Annotated in this window: 15 protein-coding genes, 1 pseudogene and 1 riboswitch; of the genes and pseudogenes, 10 read left to right on the forward strand and 6 right to left on the reverse strand. The window is 65.2% G+C overall.

Annotated elements, in window-relative coordinates; genetic code table 11:
* Window positions 1-135 precede the first annotated feature (135 nt).
* A pseudogene (locus tag XarbCFBP7408_RS02905) lies at window positions 136-2,148 on the reverse strand (TonB-dependent receptor plug domain-containing protein); the annotation flags it as partial.
* Between the two features lie 431 nt (window positions 2,149-2,579).
* A riboswitch (TPP riboswitch) is annotated at window positions 2,580-2,677 on the forward strand.
* Between the two features lie 114 nt (window positions 2,678-2,791).
* Between XarbCFBP7408_RS02905 and thiC the strand changes: the two are divergent.
* The 4 genes from thiC to XarbCFBP7408_RS02930 all read left to right on the forward strand — a co-directional run bounded on the left by thiC (window position 2,792) and on the right by XarbCFBP7408_RS02930 (window position 11,330).
* Window positions 2,792-4,669, forward strand: a complete 1,878-nt coding sequence (gene thiC / locus XarbCFBP7408_RS02915; RefSeq protein WP_104561232.1) for a phosphomethylpyrimidine synthase ThiC — start codon at window positions 2,792-2,794, stop codon at window positions 4,667-4,669.
* A 425-nt stretch (window positions 4,670-5,094) separates the two neighbouring features.
* Entirely contained in the window at window positions 5,095-7,434 is a 2,340-nt protein-coding gene (locus tag XarbCFBP7408_RS02920) for a winged helix-turn-helix domain-containing protein (protein WP_104561234.1), read from the forward strand.
* A gap of 110 nt (window positions 7,435-7,544) precedes the next feature.
* Entirely contained in the window at window positions 7,545-8,438 is an 894-nt protein-coding gene (locus tag XarbCFBP7408_RS02925) for a helix-turn-helix domain-containing protein (protein ID WP_104561236.1), read from the forward strand.
* A 48-nt stretch (window positions 8,439-8,486) separates the two neighbouring features.
* Window positions 8,487-11,330, forward strand: a complete 2,844-nt coding sequence (locus XarbCFBP7408_RS02930) for a TonB-dependent receptor plug domain-containing protein (protein WP_104561238.1) — start codon at window positions 8,487-8,489, stop codon at window positions 11,328-11,330.
* Window positions 11,331-11,435: 105 nt separating this feature from the next.
* On the opposite strand, the gene XarbCFBP7408_RS22280 is transcribed toward XarbCFBP7408_RS02930, so the two are convergent.
* The 3 genes from XarbCFBP7408_RS22280 to ppa form a co-directional block, all read right to left on the reverse strand.
* Window positions 11,436-11,639 (reverse strand): hypothetical protein, encoded by a 204-nt coding sequence (locus XarbCFBP7408_RS22280; RefSeq protein WP_146093730.1) that lies wholly within the window; start codon window positions 11,637-11,639, stop codon window positions 11,436-11,438.
* A complete protein-coding gene (locus tag XarbCFBP7408_RS02935; RefSeq protein WP_181106157.1) occupies window positions 11,636-12,784 on the reverse strand; it encodes an HDOD domain-containing protein in 1,149 nt (382 codons plus the stop codon). The genes XarbCFBP7408_RS22280 and XarbCFBP7408_RS02935 overlap by 4 nt, the downstream gene beginning before the upstream one ends.
* A 113-nt stretch (window positions 12,785-12,897) precedes the next feature.
* Entirely contained in the window at window positions 12,898-13,434 is a 537-nt protein-coding gene (gene ppa / locus XarbCFBP7408_RS02940) for an inorganic diphosphatase (RefSeq protein ID WP_005990841.1), read from the reverse strand.
* Between the two features lie 198 nt (window positions 13,435-13,632).
* Here ppa and XarbCFBP7408_RS02945 point away from each other — a divergent pair, with 198 nt between their 5' ends.
* Window positions 13,633-14,115, forward strand: coding sequence for a hypothetical protein (locus XarbCFBP7408_RS02945; protein WP_104561242.1), 483 nt, complete (start codon window positions 13,633-13,635; stop codon window positions 14,113-14,115).
* Between the two features lie 275 nt (window positions 14,116-14,390).
* Here XarbCFBP7408_RS02945 and XarbCFBP7408_RS02950 read toward each other — a convergent pair whose 3' ends face one another.
* Window positions 14,391-16,418: a sodium-translocating pyrophosphatase gene (locus XarbCFBP7408_RS02950; RefSeq protein ID WP_104561244.1), complete on the reverse strand. Its 2,028-nt coding sequence runs from the start codon at window positions 16,416-16,418 to the stop codon at window positions 14,391-14,393.
* 249 nt (window positions 16,419-16,667) lie between these two features.
* Here XarbCFBP7408_RS02950 and XarbCFBP7408_RS02955 point away from each other — a divergent pair, with 249 nt between their 5' ends.
* On the forward strand, window positions 16,668-17,192 hold the full coding sequence (locus XarbCFBP7408_RS02955; RefSeq protein ID WP_104561246.1) for a hypothetical protein: 525 nt from the start codon (window positions 16,668-16,670) through the stop codon (window positions 17,190-17,192).
* Between the two features lie 265 nt (window positions 17,193-17,457).
* Here the strand turns inward: XarbCFBP7408_RS02955 and XarbCFBP7408_RS02960 are convergent, their stop codons facing one another.
* Window positions 17,458-18,711, reverse strand: a complete 1,254-nt coding sequence (locus tag XarbCFBP7408_RS02960) for a 6-phosphofructokinase (RefSeq protein ID WP_104561248.1) — start codon at window positions 18,709-18,711, stop codon at window positions 17,458-17,460.
* Window positions 18,712-18,867: 156 nt separating this feature from the next.
* Here XarbCFBP7408_RS02960 and XarbCFBP7408_RS02965 point away from each other — a divergent pair, with 156 nt between their 5' ends.
* The 4 genes from XarbCFBP7408_RS02965 to XarbCFBP7408_RS02980 all read left to right on the forward strand — a co-directional run bounded on the left by XarbCFBP7408_RS02965 (window position 18,868) and on the right by XarbCFBP7408_RS02980 (window position 22,768).
* Window positions 18,868-19,431 carry an adenylate kinase gene (locus tag XarbCFBP7408_RS02965; RefSeq protein WP_104561250.1) on the forward strand — a complete coding sequence of 188 codons (564 nt, stop codon included), beginning with the start codon at window positions 18,868-18,870 and terminating at the stop codon, window positions 19,429-19,431.
* Between the two features lie 342 nt (window positions 19,432-19,773).
* On the forward strand, window positions 19,774-21,144 hold the full coding sequence (mpl, locus tag XarbCFBP7408_RS02970) for a UDP-N-acetylmuramate:L-alanyl-gamma-D-glutamyl-meso-diaminopimelate ligase (RefSeq protein ID WP_181106159.1): 1,371 nt from the start codon (window positions 19,774-19,776) through the stop codon (window positions 21,142-21,144).
* Window positions 21,141-21,737: an LON peptidase substrate-binding domain-containing protein gene (locus XarbCFBP7408_RS02975; protein WP_104561254.1), complete on the forward strand. Its 597-nt coding sequence runs from the start codon at window positions 21,141-21,143 to the stop codon at window positions 21,735-21,737. Before mpl ends, XarbCFBP7408_RS02975 begins: the two co-directional genes overlap by 4 nt.
* A gap of 146 nt (window positions 21,738-21,883) precedes the next feature.
* Window positions 21,884-22,768 carry a bestrophin family protein gene (locus XarbCFBP7408_RS02980; RefSeq protein ID WP_104561256.1) on the forward strand — a complete coding sequence of 295 codons (885 nt, stop codon included), beginning with the start codon at window positions 21,884-21,886 and terminating at the stop codon, window positions 22,766-22,768.
* The last annotated feature ends 216 nt before the right edge of the window (window positions 22,769-22,984 follow it).

The raw sequence follows: 22,984 nt of genomic DNA on the forward strand, positions 1-22,984 counted from the left end.
TTCTTGTTGTAGTGACTGCAGGCTAGCGGGGTGATGTGCCGTGGAAATGTCCCTGCATGGCGCCGCTGGCGTGCTGCGTGCCAGGCGGCCGCCTGCGTGTCAGCCCTGGCACATGCACAACGACCCCCCAAAGCAGGCCGCATTGTCGTCCTGCTTCTGCCCGTTGACGGCCACGTAGGTCGAATCCAGCGTCAGCATGAACTGGCCGATCGCGGTCTGCGGCAGCTTGTAGCGCGCGGTGAAATCGTAGCCCTGCATGCGTTGCTCGCCGACGTTCACCGGCTGGATCACCAGGCCGGTGATGGCGCCGGTGGCATCGCGGGTGACCAGGTCGCAGAACGCCGAGACATTGAACTGGTAACACTGCGACAGGATCTGGTTGGCGCTGAATTCGGTGATGGCGTCGGTGATCCTGATCTTCCACCAGTCCAGCGACACATCCAGGCCTTGCACCGAGGCGGGGCTGTAGACGAAACCGAGCGTGGCGTTCTTGGACTTTTACGGCTGCAGGTGGGCGTTGCTGGTGTAGGTGAACGGATAGATGGTCTGGCCGGAGTTGCCGCTGGCGCTGTTGTATTCGGCCACGTAATTGGCTGGCACGCCGCCGGCCGAGCACGCGGCGGCAATCGCGCCGGTGTAGGAGGCGCTGTTGGTCGAGCAGGGATCGGAATAGGTATCGAAGCTGTCCGATGCGCCCAGGTACAGGTTTTCGATCGATGGCGCGCGGAAGCCGGTGGCGTAGTTGCCACGGATCAACAGGTCGGCGACCGGCTTCCACTTGAAGCCGAATTTGCTGTTGGTGGTGCTGCCGAAGGTGTTGTAGTCCGAGTAACGCACGGCTGCGCTCAATTCCAGCAACTGCGCACCGGCCACATCCTTCAATAGCGGAATCGCCACTTCGGTGTAGTAGTCGTTGAGCGTGTACGAGCCGGAGGTCGGCGTGAATGAATTGCCCGAGGTGTAGCCGGCCGAAATCAAGGCGTCCGGCGAGGAGAAGCCGCTTTCCTCGCGGTGTTCGACACCGGCGGCGAAACTCATCCAGCCGGCGGGAAGCTCGAACAGGTCGCCGGTGAGGTTGGCGGTGAAGCTGCTGTTCTTGTACTGGTAGGTGTTGTGCGCGGTGAACAGGATGTAGTCCAGCATCTCCTGGGTCACGCCACCGGCCGGCGACAAGGGATTGAACGGCACGCAGCCGGCGATGACTGCGCCGCCGCTGTCCAGGCACGACAAGATGCCATTGACGATCACGTACAAGGCGTCGCGCTTCTGCGGTGTGACCAGGTAGTTGTCCTTGGCGTAGTTGTAGCCGTAGTCGGAGGTATTGAAGGCGGTGTACTGGTCCAGGCCGTAGCGCGGATAATTGCTGTCGCCGCTGGCGGTTGCGCTGCCGGGCAACACGGTCCAGGCACCGCTGTTGCCACCTGCACGCAGACGGCCACTTGCCGAGTAGCTGCTGTATGCCGACGACCCTGCGCCATACACCGGCTCGGCCGAGATCGCGCGGTCGCCTGCCATCACCGCGTCTTCCTTGACGCTGGACAGCCCGATCACCAGGTTGCCGCGCTCGCTGGTGGCGCCCACGGTGGCATCGAACGCGGTGCGCTGACCGTCGCCCTGGCCGTACTGGCCGACGTAGGCATTGACCTCGGCACCATCGAAATCGCTGCGGGTGATGATGTTGACCACACCGGCGATGGCATCGGAACCATAGATCGACGAGGCGCCGTCCTTGAGCACTTCCACCCGCTCCACGATGGCCGACGGAATGGTGTTGAGATCCACCGAGCCGGACAGGCCAGACACCCAGCGCCGTCCGTTGACCAGCACCAGGGTGCGCGAGGCACCCAGGTTGCGCAGGCTCACGGTGGCCGAGCCGTCGCCGCCGTTGTTGACGGTGGAGTTCATGGTTGCGCCGTTGGAGGGAATGCGCTTGAGCACATCGGCCACCGAGGTCAGGCCCTGCTTTTCGATGTCCTGACGCGTGAGCACCAGCGCCGGTTGCGAATTTTCCACATCGACCGAGCGGATGCGTGAGCCGGTGACTTCGATCTTGTCCAGATTGGTCGGACTCTTGTCTGTCTGTTCCTGGGCAACGGCACTGGTGGTGATGCACAGGCCGATGGCGATCGCGAGCGAGCCCCGACGCAGGGTCGGGTGGAGCGTGGACATAGTCATGTGTACGGCGATTCCCGGTAGAGGAGGAACGACAGCGCGATCCCCGTTGGATGGCACCTGCGCATGTACATCTTCATCGGCACGACACGCAGGCTTAGCGGAAATTTAACGAGCGGGTGTCGCCACCGTTTTTCGCCGATCGGTGTCTTGTTGCGGCGCGGCGCGCGCAGTGCGCGGTCGCGCCATGCAATGCCGTGGGGAGGCCGTGCATGTGCACCGTCGACCTGCGGTGGCAGGCGGAGACATATGTCCCTGTGGAAGGCGAGGCTACTGCTGCACGCTCTGCCAGGTGGGCAGCGTTCGCTGCCCAGAACGGCATGCGCCGCTGGCGCACTCGGTGCGGGCGCGTTGCCGACGCCCCGCGATATTTTTTCAGCCGCGCAGGGTGCGATGTGGTTTAATCGCCGCCGAAGTGGGGGTACCGCAGTGCGCTGCGGTTGAGATAGTCCCTTCGAACCTGATCCGGCTGATACCGGCGTAGGGAAGCTTCGTTAGATGCGATGGTCCGTGCCTGTACGGGCGCATCGCCATTGAGCGCCGCCGCTTCGTCCGCCTGCGAATCCTTCGCAGGGCCAGCGCCGTGGGTGCTGGTCTTCCAGCACACAGGACGAACGCCATGAATGCCGCGCCGACCGTTTTGCAGCAACAAGCCCAGTCGCTGTCCGAGGCTGTGACCCAGCCGATTCCAGGCTCCCGCAAGATTTTCGTGCAGGGCTCGCGCGCCGACCTGCAGGTGCCGATGCGCGAGATTGCATTGACCCGCACACCGACCCTGTTCGGTGGCGAGGACAATGCGCCGCTGAGCGTCTACGACACCTCAGGGCCGTATACCGACCCGCATGCCGCGATCGATCTTGCCGCCGGTCTGGCGCCGCTGCGCGCGCGCTGGATCGCCGAGCGTGGCGATACCGTGGCGCTGGATGGCCTGAGTTCCAGCTTCGGCCGCGGCCGCGAGCACGATGCGCGCCTGGATGCGGTGCGTTTTCCTGCGCGGCGCCTGCCACGCGTGGCGCGCGAGGGTGCCAACGTCACCCAGATGCATTACGCGCGGCGCGGCATCATCACCCCGGAAATGGAGTTCGTGGCGATCCGCGAAAACCAGCGCCTGGAAGCGGTGGCCGACGCGATGCTGCGCAAGCAGCATCCGGGGGAAGCCTTCGGTGCCGCGATCCAGCAACGCATCACGCCGGAATTCGTGCGCGACGAAATCGCACGCGGCCGCGCGATCCTGCCCAACAACATCAATCACCCGGAAAGCGAGCCGATGATCATCGGTCGCAATTTCCTGACCAAGATCAACGCCAACATCGGCAACAGCGCGGTGTCGTCCGGCATCGCGGAAGAAGTCGAAAAGCTGGTGTGGTCGATCCGCTGGGGCGGCGACACGGTGATGGACCTGTCCACCGGCAGGCACATCCACGAAACGCGCGAATGGATCATCCGCAACTCGCCGGTGCCGATCGGCACGGTGCCGATCTACCAGGCGCTGGAAAAGGTCGACGGGCGTGCGGAAGCGCTTACCTGGGAGATCTTCCGCGACACCTTGATCGAGCAGGCCGAGCAGGGCGTGGATTACTTCACCATCCACGCCGGCGTGCTGCTGCGCTATGTGCCGCTGACGGCCAAACGGGTCACCGGCATCGTCTCGCGCGGCGGGTCGATCCTGGCCAAGTGGTGCCTGGCCCATCACAAGGAAAACTTCCTCTACACGCACTTCGAAGACATTTGCCAGATCATGAAGGCCTATGACGTGGCGTTCTCGCTGGGCGATGGCCTGCGCCCGGGTTGCATTGCCGATGCCAACGACGCAGCCCAGTTCGGCGAGCTGGAAACGCTGGGCGAGCTGACCAAACTGGCGTGGAAGCACGACGTGCAAACCATGATCGAGGGTCCGGGGCATGTGCCGATGCAGCTGATCAAGGAAAACATGGACAAGCAGCTGCGCGAATGCGGCGAGGCGCCGTTCTACACCCTGGGGCCGCTGACCACCGACATCGCACCGGGCTACGACCACATCACCAGCGCCATCGGCGCGGCAATGATCGGCTGGTTCGGCACCGCCATGCTCTGCTACGTCACTCCGAAAGAACACCTGGGCCTGCCCAACCGACAGGACGTGCGCGACGGCATCATGGCCTACAAGATCGCCGCGCATGCGGCCGACCTCGCCAAGGGGCATCCGGGCGCGCAGGTGCGCGACAACGCCTTGAGCAAGGCGCGTTTCGAGTTTCGTTGGGACGACCAGTTCCATCTTGGCCTGGATCCTGAAAAGGCCAGGGAGTTCCACGATGAGACCCTGCCCAAGGACGCGCACAAGCTGGCGCACTTCTGCTCGATGTGCGGGCCGCATTTCTGTTCGATGAAGATCACCCAGGACGTGCGCGATTACGCGGCCGAGCACGGCATGAGCGAGGCGCAAGCGCTATCGACGGGCATGCAGGAAAAGTCCGCGCAATTTGTCGCGCAGGGTGCACAGGTCTATCGCGCCACCTGACGCGCGAGATGGCAGCGCTTCACAGACCGGATGTAGCGCCTGCTTAGGAAAAATTCAGTTTTGTATAAAACAGATTGCAGCGCGGCTCGCAAGTGCCGCGTTACGACCGGGTTGCAAGCGATTCCAGTCGATAAGGGTTTCGGCTGATTTAGCTGAATCGCAGATAAAAAAATCGCGCCAGAAGGCGCGAAGGGGACATCGTAATTATTCGAGTTCGTCGGCGAGAGAGAGAGAGCCTGACGTCGCCACCTGTCGTAGGAAGCAACGGGGCATAGCGTAAAATTTGCACCAAATGGATGCATGACACAGTTGGTCGTGGTCCTTTGCTGAATTTGGCGTTTCGCGCCAAGTGCGCGTTGCGTTCTTTGTAGTCCTTTGCATGCCGATGCGTGTTCTTGCCGATGAGTGTTCCTCCCGCTAATGCGATGCCGCCGGGCCGGTTACGGGTCGGCCAGTGCGTGGTCGACGTCGCCTCGCGTGAAGTACATGCGCCCGGCGCCAAGCGCGCCGTGCGCCTGGCACCGAAATCCCTGGCGGTGCTGCTGACGCTGGCGCGGCAGCCGGGCCAGGTGGTGACGCGCGAGCAGTTGCTGGCCGAGGTCTGGCCCGACACCTTGCCGACCAACGACGTGGTGACCCAGGCGGTCACGCAACTGCGCAAGGCATTGGCCAGCAATGGCAGCCAGCGCTTCGAACATATCGAGACCATCGCCAAGACCGGCTACCGCCTGCTGGCCCCGGTTGCGTGGGAGCAGCTGTCGGACAGTCCGGCCGATGTTGCCGCGCCTGCAACGGCTGTGACCGCATTGGGCAATGAGCCCGACGAGCGCAACCGCACCGCCGGCGTCACAGCCGCTACCGCGTTGGAGCGCAGCCCTGCAAACCAGCAGCCTCCAGCATCGGTTCCGCCTGCGTCGGCTGCAGTGCGGCAGCGCCGATGGATGGCACTGGCGGTGGCCAGCGTGGCCTTGCTGGTGGTGCTGGTGCTGGCGCTGGCGGCGCGGACGTTGTGGATGCGCGCGCCCGACCGAGAGGCGGCAGCGGCCTCGGCAGTGCTGGGCAGTCCCAAGCGCCCGTATCAGATCATCACCGCAGGCGGCGGTTTCGATCTCACGCCTAGCCTGTCGCCGGACGGGGCGATGGTGGCCTACGCCTCGCTGACCGGCGATCGCGCGGGCACCTCGATCCTGGTCAAGACCACCAACAACGCCTACCCGCGCGTGCTCGATACGCCGGCGGCCGGTATCTCCGATCGACTGCCGGCCTGGTCGCCGGACGGACGCGAGATCGCCTTCTCGCGGCAGGCGCCCGATGGCAGCTGTCGCATCATGATCGCCGCCGCCAACGGCCCGGCCGCCGCACGCGAGGTGGCGCGCTGTGACGGCGCGGACATGCTGAGTTTCAGTTGGTCGCCGGACGGTCGTGCCCTGCTGTTCGGCAGCATGACCGGCGCGCACGGGGCGCCGCGCATGCGGCGGCTGGATCTGGAAACCGGCCAATGGCAGCAGTTGAGCTACAGCGCGCAACCGACCGACTTCGATTACACGCCGCGCTATTCGCCCGACGGGCACTGGATCGTGTTTCTGCGCAACCCGCAGCTTGGCGATCTGTGGCGCATTCCGGCACGCGGCGGAGCTGCCGAGCGGCTGACCCACGACAACGCCGATATCCGTGGCTGGAGCTGGTTGCCCGACGGCAGCGGCCTGATCTTCGGGCGCCGTGTGGACAGCGAAGCGCGGCTGTACCGGCTCGATCTGGTCGACCGCAGCCTGCATGATCTCGGCGTGGACGATGCGCAGGCGCCGGATGTGGCGCAGGGCGATCTGGTCTTCGTGCAGCGCAAACCGCAATTCGGCGTGTATCAGGTCATTCACGACCCCATGAATGGCGGCTACATCCGCCGCCGGCTGTTTCCCTCCAGCGGGCGCGACGACCAGCCGATGATCGCGCCGGACGGGCGCCAGCTGATCTTTGCCTCCAATCGCTCCGGTGCGTACGGCCTGTGGTGGGGCGATGTCCGCAAGCCTGGTTCGGTGCGGCTGATCGAAGGCCTGCGGCCGGATGCGCGCCAGGCCGCCGACTGGTCGGCCGATTCACAACGCGTGCTGGTCAGCGGCAGCGACGCCCAGGGGCATGCGGCACTGTTCGAAGTGACCCCGGGCACCGGCAAGGCGCTGCGGCTACCTGTGCCGCAGCGGCGACCGTTGCAGGCGATCCATCTTCCCGATCCCGATCGGTTGTTGGTGGTGGCTGCCGCCGAGGACGGACGCACCTTCGCCACGCTCTACGACAGACGCAGCGTTCCATGGCGCGCGCTGGCGTCGCTGCAGGACGTCTCGCAGCTGCGGCTGGACCGGGTCAGCGGCCAGGTATTGCTGACGCGCCTGAGCGGTGGCGGGCTATGGCAGGTCGCCCCGTCGCTGGCGGCCGACACCTTGCAGCCGGTCGATCCGCAGCAACCCTCGCGCTGGCGCTACCGCAGCTGGGCGCCGGGCGCGCGGGGTCAGGTGCATTACCTGTCGTCCACCGACGCCTGCGCCGCCGATGACAGCGACCTGCGCGGCGGTGACCGCAACTGCCTGGATGTGGCCAAGTACACCACCATCAACGGCTTCAGCGTGGATCAGCGCAGCGGTGCGCTGTACGTGGCACTGGCGGAGGAAGATGGCAGCTCGATCGCCTTCATGGCGTTGCCGGAACGCCTGGCCACGCCGCTGGGTGTGATGTCCAACCTCTTGATCGTGTTCAGGAAAATCGCCTCGTAAGTTCTTCGGAAAGACTTCGTGGCAATTTCGGCAGACCTTCGTCGGAACTTCCTGACTGACGCCAGATTCGGCAAAACACTACGCCCTCTTTTGTACAGGGGGCTGCCACCATGCAACAGGTCATCACCGCAGATCGCGGGCTCGCACTTTCCTTGGACGGTGCCAGCGAGCCGACGTCGACGACCTGTCTGGCGGTCTCGCGCCTGGGCAGCATCCGGACCGCCGCCGCCACCTTCACGCTGTGGGTGCAGCTGCGCGGTCGCGCCTGGGTGGAGTCCAAGGAAGGGCGCTTCCGTCTGCGCGCCGGCGACTGGATCGCCTTCGACAAGGAATCCCATCCCACCGTACAGGCCGACCGCAGCGCGCTCTGTGTCGGCGTCAGCCTGGATGGCGACAGCCTGCAGTCGCTGGCCGAGTTGACCGACGCCACGTTGTATCCGGGACGCAGCCAGCTGTCGCGTGGCGATCTGCGCATTGCACTGCGTCTGTGGCGTAACGCGGCTGCGCAGAGCGGCGATGCATCGGCACGCCCGTTGTTGCTGCATCTGGCTGCGATGCAGCGCGACTTCATCGCGCAGGAGCAGCGCTGCCCGGGGCGTTCGCGCAGCCGTCGTCGTCAGGTCTTCGGTCGCATGCAACGCGCGCGGCTGTACCTGGAAGGCAACAGCGACCGCGTGGTGCGCATTGCCGAGCTGGCGCAGCTGACCAACTTCTCCAGCTGGTACGTCTCCAAGACATTCCAGAGCCTGTACGAGGAAAGCCCACAGGCACTGTCAGCACGCCTGCGCCTGGAGCGCGCCTCCGATCTGCTGCGCGATACCTCGATGATGATCGGGGAGGTTGCGGCGGCAAGCGGGTTCGACAATTGCTGCAGCTTTGCGCGTGCGTTTCGTGCGCGTTTCGGTGTCTCCGCATCGCATTACCGCGACCAAACGACAAATCCGCCAGATTCGGCAAAGCCACGGAACGTGACGCGCAAAGCGACGATGTTCACGCAATCGTAATTTGCACAGGGGCGCTTAACGCGCCACTAACGAACCCTGGAGAGATTGATGAACCTTCGCACCTCCGCAGTGCGGCTGGGCCTGTTGCCCGCCGGTATTGCGATCGCGTTGACGCCGGCATTTGCCGTCGCGCAAGAATCGACCACCACGCTGGACCGTATCGAGATCACCGGTTCGCGCATTCGCAGCGCCGATGTCGAGACCCAGCAGCCGATTTTGACGCTTGACCGTCAGGCACTGGAAAAGCAGGGTCTGACCTCCGTCGCCGACGTGCTGCAGAACCTGACCTCCGCCGGCTCGCCGGCGATTTCGCGCGCCGATGCACTTTCGTCGGGCGAAGATGTCGGTGGCTACTACGTCGATCTGCGCAACCTCGGTGCGCAGCGTACGTTGGTGCTGGTGAACGGTAAGCGCCTGGGTGCATCGACCTCCGGTCTGCAGGATCTCAGCCAGATTCCGATGTCGGCGATCGAGCGTATCGAAGTGCTGAAGGATGGCGCCTCGTCCATCTACGGCTCCGACGCCATTGCCGGTGTGGTCAACGTCATCACCCGCAAGCGTTTCGACGGCGCGGAAGCCAGCGTGCAGTTCGGCCAGTTCGGCCAGGGCGACGGTGACACCACGCAGTACTCCTTCACTGTCGGTTCGCAGGGCGAGCGCGGTGGCGTGACGTTGTCTGCCGAGTATTCCAAGCAGGATCCGGTGTTCGCCAAGAACCGCTGGTTCAGCCGCGACGGCTCGCGTGGTCCCAACTCGACCCCGAACAGCTGGAGCCCGATCAGCCAGAATGGTTCGTGGTGCAATCCGCTGCAGGTCGACTGCAACGATCCGGACACTGCGGTGTGGCAGACCCTCAACGCCGGTGGCAACCCCAACAACCCGGCCGACTATCACCGCATCACGCCGGGCGAGTACGCCAACTCGAACCAGCAGATGATGGTGCAGACCGGTATCGAGCGGAAGTCGATATTTGCCAACGTCAACTACGACGTTGCCGATGCCATCACCTTCAACGCCGACATTGCGTACAACGAGCGCACGACCGATGGGCAGATCGCGGGCTACCCGTATCAGTCCGGTTCGTTCGGCACTGCGCTGGAAGCGGGCAGCGCATTCAACCCGGTCGGCCAGGATGTCGACTTCCGTCGCCGCCTGTGGGAAGTGCCGCGCGCCAGCGAAAACCAGCTCAAGACCTTGCGCTTCGCGCCGACCTTGAGCGGCTACTTCGATCTCGGCGGCAAGACCTGGGATTGGGATGTCGGTGCGTTGTGGAACCGCAACGAAAACACCAAGCGCAGCCGTGGCGACATGAGCCTGATCGCTTCGCGTCAGGCGCTGGGCCCGTCCTTCATCAACGGCCAGGGCGTTGCGCAGTGCGGTACCGCTGCCGACCCGATCTCGCTGTCGGCTTGCCGTCCGTGGAATCCGTTGCTGCCTTACAACGTCGCTGGCCAGGGCTCGCTTGCCGACCCGGCGCTGCAGGAATTCCTGTTCCCGACCTTCACCGACACCGGTCTGACCAAGACCACCAGCTTCACCGCAAACCTGTCCGGTTCGGTGGTCGAGCTGCCGGCTGGCGATCTGGGCATCGCGGTGGGCTACGAACATCGTAAGGAAGAAGGTCGCTTCTCTCCTGATGCGTTCGCACAGTCGGGCGAAAGCACCGGCCTGGGTGCCAAGACCACGCAGGGCCAGTACTCGCTGGACGAAGTGTATCTGGAGTTGAACGTTCCGCTGCTGAGCGATGTCGCCTTCGCCAAGGAACTGACCTTCAACGCCGCCACGCGTTATTCGGACTACAGCAACTTCGGTGACACGCTGAACTCGAAGTTCGGCCTGACCTGGCGTCCGCTGGAAGACCTGCTGGTGCGTGCGACCTATGCGGAAGGCTTCCGTGCTCCCACCATCAGCGATCTGTACGGCGGCCTGAGCAGCAGCTTCGAGTCTTACATCGATCCTTGCGGCGTCGGCGCCCCGAACAGCGTCAACGGCAACGCGGCCTGCACCAACGCTGGCGTGCCGCTGGGCTACACCCAGCTCGGTCAGGGCTATGTGCCTTGCACGACCTATCCGTGCCAGACGCCTGACGAATTCGTCAGCGGCGCCAACCCGAACCTCAAGCCGGAAACCTCCACCAGCAAGACCGCTGGTCTGGTGTGGAGCCCGCGTTGGGTGCAGGGCCTGGACATCTCGCTGGATTGGTACCGCTACGAGATCAACGACATGATCATCGCCGATAGCGTCGACCGTATCCTGCGCGACTGCTACGTGCTGGGCAATTCGGAGCGTTGCGCAGGCGTGACGCGTGCAGCCGACGGCCATATCTCGTCGATGACCTACGGCGTGGCCAACCTCGGCCAGATGGAAACCGAAGGCTACGACCTGGGCGTGAAGTACCGGTTGCCGGAAACTGCAATCGGCTCTTTCACCCTGGATTGGCAGACCAGCTACGTCAGCAAGTACGACGAGGCCGGCCAGGACAGCGCAGGCAATGCGATCATGATCGGCCGCGTTGGCGAGCCGGGCATCTTCCGCGTGCGTTCCAACGTTGGCGTGAATTGGGCACTGGGTGATGTCGGCGTCAACTACACCCTGCGTTACTACTCGGGCATGAAGGAAAGCTGCATCACGCTGGCCGATGGCTATTGCGATGCACCCGACCATTTCGCCAATGGCGAATCCGATCCGTTGCGCCATACCGGTTCCAACACCTTCCACGACCTGCAGGTCAACTGGAAGGCACCTTGGGACGCGACGGTTGCACTGGGCGCGAACAATGTGTTCGATCACCCCGGTCCGCTGCAGTACTCCGCACCGAACAGCAGCTTCGCCTATTACGGCGGCTTCGAAATCGGTCGCTTCGTGTACATGAAGTACACCCAGCGTTTCTGATCCATCGACGCGCTGTAGCATGAAGGACGGGCCGCAAGGCCCGTCCTTTTTTGTGGAGAGGTGGAGGCGCTGAAGACATCTGCAGCCTGCCTGATCGTCCGCCCGTCAGGCGACTGTGCCGACACGGTGCCGGCGGTCAGCCGACGCGACAGCCATCACCGATGCCATCTGCGTCGATGTGGCAAGCCGCCGACGGGAAAGAATGCGCCAGCCCCAGTTCGGCGGCCGTGTTCCAGTGCAGCCTTGTTGCAGCGGTGCGGCAAAAAAAACGCGGCTTTCGCCGCGTTTTTTCACTTGCAGGCCGCTCAAGCCTCGGCAAGCCCCAGCAAGGTATCGGCCTGTTCGCGCCAGGCTGGCAGGCGTGCGAGCACGCCGACCTTGGACAGGTACTCTTCGTCCACGGTTTCGCCGCTGGCCAATGCGGTCGCCACATGCACCGCGCCGGTCACCCAGAAACTGCGCAGGCTGGAGCGCTGCGGGTGGCGATGGAAGGCCACCGCTTCGATGATCGGCATCGGCAGGCCCCACAGGCCGAGCAGGTACGCGCCGGCCTCGGTATGACCCAGGCGCTCGTCGCTGCCTTCCGGCGCCGGTTCGCGCTCGTCGCGCACGCCGGGCAGCAACAGGCCGATATCGGCCAGCAGCGCGGCGGTGGAGCCGAGTTCTGCGCTGGTGGGCGGCAACACCTTGGCCGCCAGCCGCGAGGAGAGCAGCGCGCGGCGCTGCATCGCATTGCGCTCGGCCGGGGTCAGCGTCTGCACCGAGAACACTTCGCTGGCCAGGACCAGATCGCGCAGCGTGGCCACGCCCAGGCGGGTCACTGCCGTGCGCAGATCGGTGATGCTGCGGCCGCCGGAAAAGAACGCGGAATTGCACAGCTGCAGCACCTTGGCGGCAATCGCCGGGTCGCCGGCGATCAGCTTGGCGATATCGGCCGCGTCGGCGCCATCGTCTTCTTCCAGTGCATGCATCAGGCTCAGATACAGATGCGGCGGCGACGGCAGTTTTTCGATCCGGCCGATGGCGGCGCGCAAGCGCGGATTGCCGAGCAGATCGCGCAGTTCTTCCAGGCTGGTGATGGCTTCGAGCAGGACTTCCGGGGCCAGCGGCACCGGCAGGAAGCGGTGCGCCACGCCAATGATGCGAGCCGGCGGGGTGCGCTGACCATCCTGGGCATCGATCAGGGCGATGCGGATGGTGTCCGGGCGCAGCGTACGGATCTGCCCCAGCAACGTGGCGGACGTGAGATCGGGCAGGACGGGGGCGACGATGACCGCGTCGAACGGCGATAACGCGGCCGCCTCGATCGCCGAATTGCCGTCGGCCACCTGCTGCACCTGCCACTGATCACCCAGATCGGCGACATAGTCGCTCAATTCGGACGGAAGACTGGCTTCGTCCCCAACAAACAGAATACGCAAGACACTTCCCCAAGAGTCACCGGTGACAGACACCGGCCAAACGCTGTCGGCAATGTACCCAATCTGCCGCCGGCGGTCACCGGGATCACGCCGGAAGCGTGATCCCGATCGCCCCGCGGTTGCGGGGCTGCGTCACGGTCGTTGGATCAGGGTGCGTCGGAATTATAGCGTTCCACCGACTCCACCAGGATGCGCTTGGCCTCGGCCGCGCCGCCCCAGCCATCCAGCTTGACCCACTTGCCCTTCTCCAAGTCCTTGTAATGCTCGAAGAAATGGCCGATGCGCTCCATCCAGTGGCTGGACACCTGGTTGATGTCCTCGATATGCGCGTAACCGGAGAAGATCTTCTCGATCGGCACTGCCAGGATCTTTTCGTCGCTGCCGGCCTCATCGCTCATGCGCAATACGCCCACCGGACGGCAACGCACCACCGAGCCAGGCACCAGCGGCAGCGGCAGCACCACCAGCACGTCGGCCGGGTCGCCGTCGCCGCACAGGGTGTTGGGCACATAGCCGTAATTGCAGGGATAACGCATCGGGGTGGACAGGATGCGGTCGACGAAGATCGCGCCGCTGGCCTTGTCCACCTCGTACTTGACCGGCTCCGAATCCTTCGGAATTTCGATGACGACGTTGATTTCTTCCGGCAGATTCTTGCCGGAGGTGACCAGTTCAAGACCCATGCGCGTAACTCCCGAGGCGTCATCTAGTGTGTGGAGCGCGATTCTACGCGTTCGGCTGTTGCGGTGCAGCGACACTGAATGGGCAATGTTCTGACCGCCGCGCGCGGCATAGCCCGCATTCATCCCGGGGAGCTCTCCGATCGTCGCGGCTCGCGGCGCGGCGCACGCTGCAGACTCATCCACTGCTCGGGAACTGCCATGTCCAAGCCTGTGCGTTTGCTCGTTGTGCTGCTGCTCTCCGGTGCCGCCCAGCTCGCCTCTGCGGCGACGTCGGCGCCGACCTTTGTCGATGCGGTGGACTGGCCCGCCAATGGCGAAGGCTGGGACGCCTTTGTCGATCTGGAGCAGCGGCTGGAGCAGGATTTCGACAACATCTGCGGCGACACCTTTTGCGGCGGCGAGTTCAGCGACTACCAGCCGCTGCGCTTGCGTTGCTCGGTGCATCGGGTCAGCGGCGTGGTGCGCAGCTGCATCTGGACCTTCGGTGCGAGCGAGGTCAGCGTCGACCCCGGCAGCGGGTACCTGCGCTCGGACAGTCGGGTCTGGCGCTGCACGGCGCCGCTGAAGGCAGGGACGCATCTGGACGAGATGTACCGCACCCTGGCGGTGAACAACCCGCTGTTCGAGCCACTGCCGGGTGGGGCGCCACCGATCTATGACGGCTTGATCGGTTGCCTCTGAGGAACGTTTGCACCGCAAGCCGTGGCGCGCGGTGTGCTGCGCGGTGCAGCGATTGCGTGCATGCGCAGGACCTGCCCTGCGTCGGCACGTGCAAGCCGATGCGGCACGCGAGCATCAAAACCACAGGCCTATCGCGTGCCTGCATCGGCCCGACGAAGTGCCGCAAGCCGGCGCAGGGACCAGTGCGGCGCCTGGGCCCCGGAACGTGAGCCGGCTCGTTGCGGGTCCCGGCTTCCATCAGCTTCGATCGGCCGGCCGCTTGCGGCACGTCGTCCTCAAAGCAGCGGTACCAGCAGCAGGGCCACGATGTTGATGATCTTGATCAGCGGATTGATCGCCGGCCCGGCGGTGTCCTTGTACGGGTCGCCTACCGTATCGCCGGTGATGGCGGCCTTGTGCGCCTCGCTGCCCTTGCCACCGAAGTGGCCGTCTTCGATGTACTTCTTGGCGTTGTCCCAGGCCCCGCCGCCGGTGGTCATCGAAATCGCCACGAACAGGCCGGTCACGATCGTGCCGATCAACAAGCCGCCCAGGGCACGCGGGCCGAGCAGCAGCCCGACCACCACCGGTACCATCACCGGCAGCAGCGAGGGCAGGATCATTTCGCGGATCGCCGAGCGGGTCAGCATGTCGACGGCGCGGTCGTATTGGGGCTTGGCGGTGCCGGCCATGATCCCGGGAATCTCGCGGAACTGGCGACGCACTTCTTCGACCACCGCGCCTGCCGCGCGCCCCACCGCTTCCATCGCCAGTGCACCGAACAGGTACGGGATCAAGCCGCCGATCAACAAGCCGATGATCACGCTGTGGTCGGACAGGTCGAAGGCGAAGACCTGGCCGGGATTGGCCGCCTGCAGGTTGTGCGTGTAGTCGGCAAACAGCACCAGTGCGGCCAGTGCGGCCGAGCCGATCGCATAACCCTTGGTGACCGCCTTGGTGGTGTTGCCCACCGCATCCAGCGGGTCGGTGATGTTGCGCACTTCCGGCGGCAGCTCGGCCATCTCGGCGATGCCGCCGGCGTTGTCGGTGATGGGCCCGTACGCATCCAGCGCCACGATCATGCCGGCCATCGACAGCATTGCCGTCGCTGCGGTCGCGATGCCGTACAAGCCGCCAAAATGAAACGCGCCCCAGATTGCCGCGCACACCGCGATCACCGGCAGCGCGGTGGACTTCATCGAGACGCCCAGGCCGGCAATGATGTTGGTGCCGTGGCCGGTGGTGCTTGCGGCGGCCACGTGCTGCACCGGCGTGTACTGGGTGCCGGTGTAGTACTCGGTGATCCAGACGATCAGGCCGGTAAGCACCAGGCCGATCAATGCGCAGGCATACAACGCCGTGGCGCCATGGATGTTGTCGCGCATCAGCGACTGGGTGATCGGCCAGTAGGCGAGTGCGGCCAGTACGCCGGAAACGACTACGCCCTTGTAGAGCGCGCCCATGATCGAGCCGCCCGCTTTGACCTTGACGAACGAGGCGCCCACGATCGAAGCGATGATGGAGACACCGCCCAGCACCAGCGGGTACAGCACCGCCTGCGGCCCGGTTTCGCTCAGCGTCAGGCTGCCGAGCAGCATCGTGGCGATCACGGTGACCGCATAGGTTTCGAACAGATCCGCCGCCATGCCTGCGCAGTCGCCGACGTTGTCGCCCACGTTGTCGGCGATCACCGCCGGGTTGCGCGGGTCGTCCTCGGGGATGCCGGCTTCCACCTTGCCGACCAGGTCTGCGCCCACATCCGCACCCTTGGTGAAAATGCCGCCACCCAGGCGCGCGAAGATGGAAATCAGCGACGAACCGAATGCCAGCCCCACCAGCGCATGCAGGTTGCGCTCCAGCGGCAGGCCCATCGCCTGCAGCACCGCGTAATAACCGGCTACCCCGAGCAATCCCAGCCCCACCACCAGCATGCCGGTGATGGCCCCGCCACGGAACGCCACATCCATCGCACGGCCGATGCCGTGACGTGCGGCCTCGGCCGTGCGCACGTTGGCGCGCACCGACACGTTCATGCCGATGTAGCCGGCCAACCCGGATAGCACCGCACCGATCGCAAACCCGATGGCGGTGTACCAACTCAGAAACAGCCCGACCAGGACGAACAACACGCCGCCGGCAAGCGAAATGGTGAGGTATTGCCGGTTGAGATACGCGCGTGCACCTTCCTGGATCGCGGCGGCGATCTCCTGCATGCGTGCGTTGCCGCTCGGCTGCGCGATCACCCAGCGTGCCGATACACCGCCATAGACGATTGCCAGGACCGCACATCCCAGCGCAAGTGGTAACCCGTAGTGTTCCAGCATGACCCCTCCCAGAGAATGGATGTCGTCCGGTCGGGACGAACCAAGGGCGATGCACGCAGCGAGTGGGGTGGCGAATACGGACTCGCCGGCCATGCAGGCCGCAATATGCGTCGCGATGTTCGGGTGGCCGGATTGCGGGCGAGTATGCGCCGCGGCCTGCGCCGCTGCCACCACCGCGGCTTTGGCGCGTCGTTCAGTCGCGGCATGACAGCCTGCGGCCAACGTGATCGAGCCGATCCAGGAGTGACGATGTCCCACCATGCCGCGTCAACATATGCCGTGACCATCGCTGCAGTGCTGCTCAGCGCCCATGCGCTCGCTGCCGACCCGACGCCGGAGCTGAAACAGCGCCCGGCCGGCACCGCGCAGGCGGTCGGTGCCGTGCACACCCTGCGCCAGATTCCCGAAGCCTGTGCGCGCCTGGAAGGCGTGTTCACCGGCAATGCCGCGCAGCCGTATACCTTGTCGGTGGTGCGCAGCAGTCCCACCTGCCAGCCGCGCGCCCGCTTCGTGGATTTCGCCAAGGCCACGCCCAGCGTTGCATCGGGCTGGATCTTCAACGACATGATCCGCGTCCCCAGCGCGGCCTGCCCGGCGCAGCAGGCGGTGGTGCGCGTCTGGCGCAAGCCGGTGGATGCCAAGCCGCAGCTCGACGGGCAAGGCCAGTCGCGCATCTATCTGGAAGACGCCAGGCAACAGGCCGCCGCCGGAAAGATCCCGCAGGTGCCCATGTTCGCTGCGCAGATGACGGTGGAAGGCAAGGCCTGTCAGTAGTTCAGGCACTCGCTTCGGTCACTCGATCAACGACACCCCCGGCCTGGCCAGGGGTGTTTGCATGGCGCCTGGCAAGGCCGCGATGCAGGGTCGCAGCGGCGCATCCGTCGATCAGTGTCGCCAGAAACCTGGACGACGAAGGCCAACGCTGGATCGATGCCCTGCATCGGCCGTTGCGGTACATGAGCACTGAGGGAAACGTTCGGGCGGGTGCCTGGGCATGCAGCGTCGATGAGTCCTTCCGATCGCCGGCGTCGACAGTTTATCACTCCCACTTCGGCAGTTTTTTCGCCACCGCCACGTTCTTCAACGTCACGTACTTGGGCAAGCCGTCGCTGCCGTAGGCCAGCGGCGCTTCGCCCTTGATCAACGGGGCGAAGTAGCGGCGGGCGCGCTCGGTGATGCCGAAGCCGTCCTTGCGCAGGAAGCTGGGCGGCATCTTCTTTTCGTGGTTGGCCACCTTGTGCAGCGGGGCCGGCACGATCTTCCAGCGGTACGGGGCGTCGCTGACGCGTTCGATCACCGGGATCACCGCGTTCATGCCCTTGAGTGCGTATTGCACCGCGGCCTTGCCGACGGCCTGCGCCTGTTCCCAGTCGGTCCTGGACGCCAGATGGCGTGCGGAACGCTGTAGGTAATCGGGCAGGGTCCAGTGCACCTTGTAGCCGAGCTCCTGCTTGACCTGCGCAGCGAGAAACGAAGCCACGCCGCCCAGTTGCGCATGGCCGAACGAATCGGCCGCGCCGCCGGCATCGGCGACGAAGCTGCCGCGTGCGTCCTGGATGCCTTCGCTGGCAACGACCACGCACCAGCCGACCTTGTCCACCACCTGCTTGACCTTGGCCAGAAACGCGGCCTGGTCGTAGGCACGCTCGGGCAGCAGGATGATCTGCGGGGCGTCGTCCGGGCCCTGGCCGGCCAGGCCTGCGGCAGCGGCGAGCCAGCCGGCGTGGCGTCCCATCGCCTCGTAGATGAAGACCTTGGTCGAGGTGTCGGCCATGGCGGCGACATCCAGTGCCGCCTCGCGCACCGACACCGCGGTGTATTTGGCCGCCGAGCCGAAGCCGGGGCAGGTGTCGGTCACCGCCAGATCGTTGTCGATGGTCTTCGGCACGCCGATGCAGTGCAGCGGGTAGCCATAGGCCTTGGCCAGCTGCGAGACCTTCCAGGCGGTATCGGCCGAGTCGTTGCCGCCGTTGTAGAGGAACCAGCGCACGTCGTGCGCACGCAGCACATCGAGCAGGCGCTCGTACTTGGCGCTGTCGTCTTCCAGCGATTTGAGCTTGTAGCGGCATGAGCCAAACGCGCCGCCCGGGGTCTGCGCCAGTGCGGCGATTGCGGCGGCGGACTCCTTCGAGGTATCGATCAGCTCCTCGCGCAATGCGCCCAGGATGCCGTTGCGTGCGGCCAGCACCTTGATCCTGCGTGCGCGCGCCTCGGTGATCACGCCGGCGGCGGTGGCGTTGATGACGGCAGTGACGCCGCCGGACTGGGCATACAACAGGTTGCCAGTAGACATAGGGGACGGGCTCCTCGATGGGACATGGCGCAGGGGACAGTGCCGGGACATTCCCCGGATGCGGTAAGCTGCACGACCATACGGTCAGCGCTGGCGAAGACCTGAGTCTAACGCCGCCCACCGCAACGCGTTTTTATTCGAAAGTGGAGTCCACTGATGCGATTGGTTCTGTTGGGACCGCCCGGTTCGGGCAAGGGCACCCAGGCGACACGTCTCAAAGACACGTTTGGGATCCCGCATATTTCCACCGGCGATCTGCTGCGCGCCGAAGTGGCCGCCGGCTCGCCGCTGGGCCTGAAGGCCAAGGAAGTGATGGCACGCGGTGATCTGGTCTCCGACGAGATCCTGCTCGGCATGCTGGAGGCGCGGCTCGGCCAGGCCGATGTCGCCAAGGGTTTCATCCTCGACGGCTATCCGCGCAATGTGGCGCAGGCCAATGCGCTGGACGAGCTGCTCGGCAAGATCGGCCAGCCGCTGGATGCGGTGGTGCAGCTGGATGTGGCCAGCGAATTGCTGGTCGAGCGCATCGCCGGCCGTGCCAAGGCCGAGGGCCGCGAGGACGACAATCCCGAGTCGGTGCGCAAGCGCCTGCAGGTCTATACCGACTCCACGGCGCCGGTGATCGGTTTCTACGAACAGCGCGGCAAGCTGGCACGCGTGGACGGCGTGGGCTCGCTGGATGAAGTGCTGGAGCGTATCGGCGCCGCGCTCGGTCGCTGAGCCGGTTGGGGGCGGGCAGGGGGCCCGCTCCCCGCCGCGCGCTGGCAGCCGGCGCGGCTTCGCAACGCATTGATAATGCAAAAGAAAAACCCCGGACGTACAAGACGCCCGGGGCAGAATAACGCCAGTTAATGAGCTTGCTCAGAGCCCCGCAGCATGAGCTCCCTGGGGATTTGGCCTCTTGGGGAGTAGGACCAAAGGGGTGCTGCGACTGGCGTTCAGCATAGTGATGGATGTGACGCAGTTCGCATATCGGGAAATTCCCGACAGTACGGTAGGTGTTTCCTGACACTGCGCTCGGCAACGAGGCGGAATGGCCGGCAACTCCGGCGATCGGCGACAATGCGCCCCATGACCAAACTCCACATCCTCGGCATCGCCGGGACTTTCATGGGCGGTGTCGCCGCCCTTGCGCGCGAGCTGGGCTGGCAGGTAGAGGGCAGCGACCAGGCCATCTATCCGCCGATGTCCACCCAGTTGGAAACCCTCGGCATCGCGCTGGCACAAGGTTACGCGCCGTCCACTATCTCGGCCGATGCCAGCGATGTCGTCATCGGCAATGCCTTGTCGCGCGGCAACCCGGCGGTGGAAGCGGTGCTCGATGCCGGCCGTCGCTACAGCTCCGGTGCGCAGTGGCTGGCCGAGCAGGTGTTGCCGGGCCGCGACACCCTGGCCGTCGCCGGCACCCACGGCAAGACCACCACCACCACCATCCTGAGCTATCTGCTGGAAGCCGCCGGGCGCGCGCCGGGCTTTCTGATCGGTGGCGTGGCCGAAGACTTCGGCGTGTCGGCGCGGCTGGGCCAGGGCCGCGAATTCGTGGTGGAAGCCGACGAATACGACACCGCGTTCTTCGACAAGCGCAGCAAGTTCGTGCACTACCGGCCGTTGGTGGCGATCCTCAACAACCTCGAGTACGACCACGCCGACATCTTTCCGGACGTGGCCGCGATCCAGCGCCAGTTCCATCATCTGGTGCGCACGGTGCCGGCGCGCGGGCGGCTGATCGTCAACGGCGAGGATGCGCGCCTGGCCGAGGTGCTGGCGATGGGCTGCTGGACGCCGGTGGAGCGCTTCGGTTTCGATGCCTCCCTCGACTGGAGCGCCCGCTTGATCGCTGCCGACGGCAGCGCGTTCGCGGTGCTGCAGCGTGGGGTGGAGATCGGCCAGGTGCAGTGGCCGCTGGTGGGGCGGCACAACGTGCTCAATGGATTGGCGGCGCTGGCGGCCGTGCATGCGGTCGGCGTGGATCCGGCGACGGTGATGCCGGCGCTGGCGCGCTTTCACAGCGTCAAACGGCGGCTGGAGCGGTTGGGGCAGGCACGCGACATCACCGTGTACGACGACTTCGCCCATCACCCCACCGCGATTGCGACCACCTTGCAGGGCCTGCGTGCGAAGGTCGGCGCGGCGCGCGTGCTGGTGGCGATGGAGCCGCGCAGCAATTCGATGCGGCTGGGTGCGCATGCGCAGGCATTGGCGCCGTCGTTGCGCGATGCCGATGCAGTGGTGTTCCTGCATCGCCCCGAACTGGCCTGGGACGCCGCACCGATCATCGCGCAGGTGCGCGGTGAGGCGCACGTGGCGCATGACGTGGACGCATTGCTGCAGACGCTGGGCGAGATTGCGCAGGCGGGCGACCATGTGGTGTTCATGTCCAACGGCGGTTTCGATGGCGCACCGCGTCGCTTCCTGGCGCACTTGTCCCGATGACCGAGCCCACCAGCACCGCCGAGGCCAGCGTCTTGCCGCTGTTTCCGCTGCACAACGTGCTGTTGCCGGGTGCGGCAATGGGCTTGCGCGTGTTCGAGCGCCGCTACCTGGATCTGGTGCGCGAAAGTGGCCGCACCGGCAGCAGCTTCGGTGTGTGCCTGATCCTGGAGGGGGCCGAAGTCGGCATGCCGGCGACACCGGCTGCGTTCGGTACCGAGGGACGTATCGAGGATTTCGATGTCGGGGCCGACGGCGTGCTGGTGCTGCGCCTGCGTGGCACGCGTCGCTTCCGCGTGCAGCGCTCGCGCATCCGCGACAACGGGCTGGTGGTTGGCGAGGTGAGTTGGTGCGATTCCGACAGCGATGACGAGCTGCAGCCCGAGCATGGCCTGCTGGCAACCGTGCTCGAGCGCATGCTCGAACAGGTCGGCGGCGAATTCGCCTCAGCCGGGCCGGAGCTGCTGGACCAGGCGGCATGGGTCGGCTGGCGGCTGGCCGAGCTGCTGCCGCTGACCGAGCAGCAGCGTCTGTCGCTGTTGCAGCTGGACGATCCGCACCGGCGCCTGGACCAGTTGCTGGCCTGGATGCCGTGACGCGGTGAGACAACCGCGCGCGCGACCCATCACCGCGCTTGCACCCTTGCAACGGCACACTCGCCACGCTTGAGTGCGCTCACGATGGCATCCATGCAGTGGATGCGCGCATGGGCGCCACTCGTTATCGATCCACGGAGTGTGCCTTGATCATCGATGTCAAACCGCGTGTGGCGGATGTGTTCAGTCAGGTCTGGCGGACCCTGGCGGTGTTGTTCGTGTGGGACGTGCTGATCACCATCATCTACTACGTGTTGCCGTTCCGCGCGCCTGCATTGCCATTGACCATCTTCGGTTCGGCGCTGGCATTGTTCCTCGGCTTTCGCGCCAACTCGACCTATCAACGCTGGTGGGAAGGACGGGTGCTGTGGGGCCAGATGATCAATGCATCGCGCAATCTGGTACGCCTGGGCGTCAGCATCCTGTCCGCGCCGGAAGCGGCAGCACTGGGCCGCACCATCGCGCTGCGCCAGATCGCCTACGTCAATGCGTTGCGCTGCCAATTGCGGCGGCTGCCGGTGGCGATGGCGCTGGAGCCGCGTCTGCATGCCGACGAAGTGGCTGCGGTGATCACGCGCACCAATGTCGCCAATGGCCTGCTCGACACCACCGGGCGCAGCGTCGAGCAGGCGCGTCGCGATGGCTGGATCGACAGTATTCAACAAGCCAGTGTCGAGCGCATCCTGGTGGATATCGCCAACGCACAGGGCGGCATGGAACGACTGAAAAATACGCCGTTGCCGTATCAATACCGCTTCTATCCGAACCTGTTCACGCGGCTGTTCTGCGTCTTGCTGCCGATCGGCCTGGTGGAGACGCTGCAATACGCAACCCCGGTGGGGTCGACCGTGGCCGGCCTGATGTTCCTGGCGGTGCTCAAGATCGGCGACGAACTGGTCGACCCGTTCGCCAATACCATCCACGACCTGCCGCTGGACAGCATGTGCCGGACGGTGGAAATCGACGCGCTGCAGGCGATCGGCGAACAGGCACCGGAGCCGGTGCAGCCGGTGGATGGCGTGTTGTGGTGAGTGCATCGCGCCGGCACCAATGCGGCGTGTGCGGACCCAAACGGCGTCGAAGCGCAAGCTCTCGGTCACCTTGAGAGCTGATCGAACGGTGCGGATGCGTCGGTTGTAGAGCGGCTGGTCTGCGGCTTGGCTGCAGGGGCCCTTGCCCGCCCACCGTCGCGGGACACGCTGCGAGTCCGTCCATGTAAGTTCTTACGCGGACGCGGCATCCATGCC

It is taken from the genome of Xanthomonas arboricola pv. guizotiae, assembly GCF_002940205.1.
Taxonomy (GTDB): domain Bacteria; phylum Pseudomonadota; class Gammaproteobacteria; order Xanthomonadales; family Xanthomonadaceae; genus Xanthomonas; species Xanthomonas arboricola_C.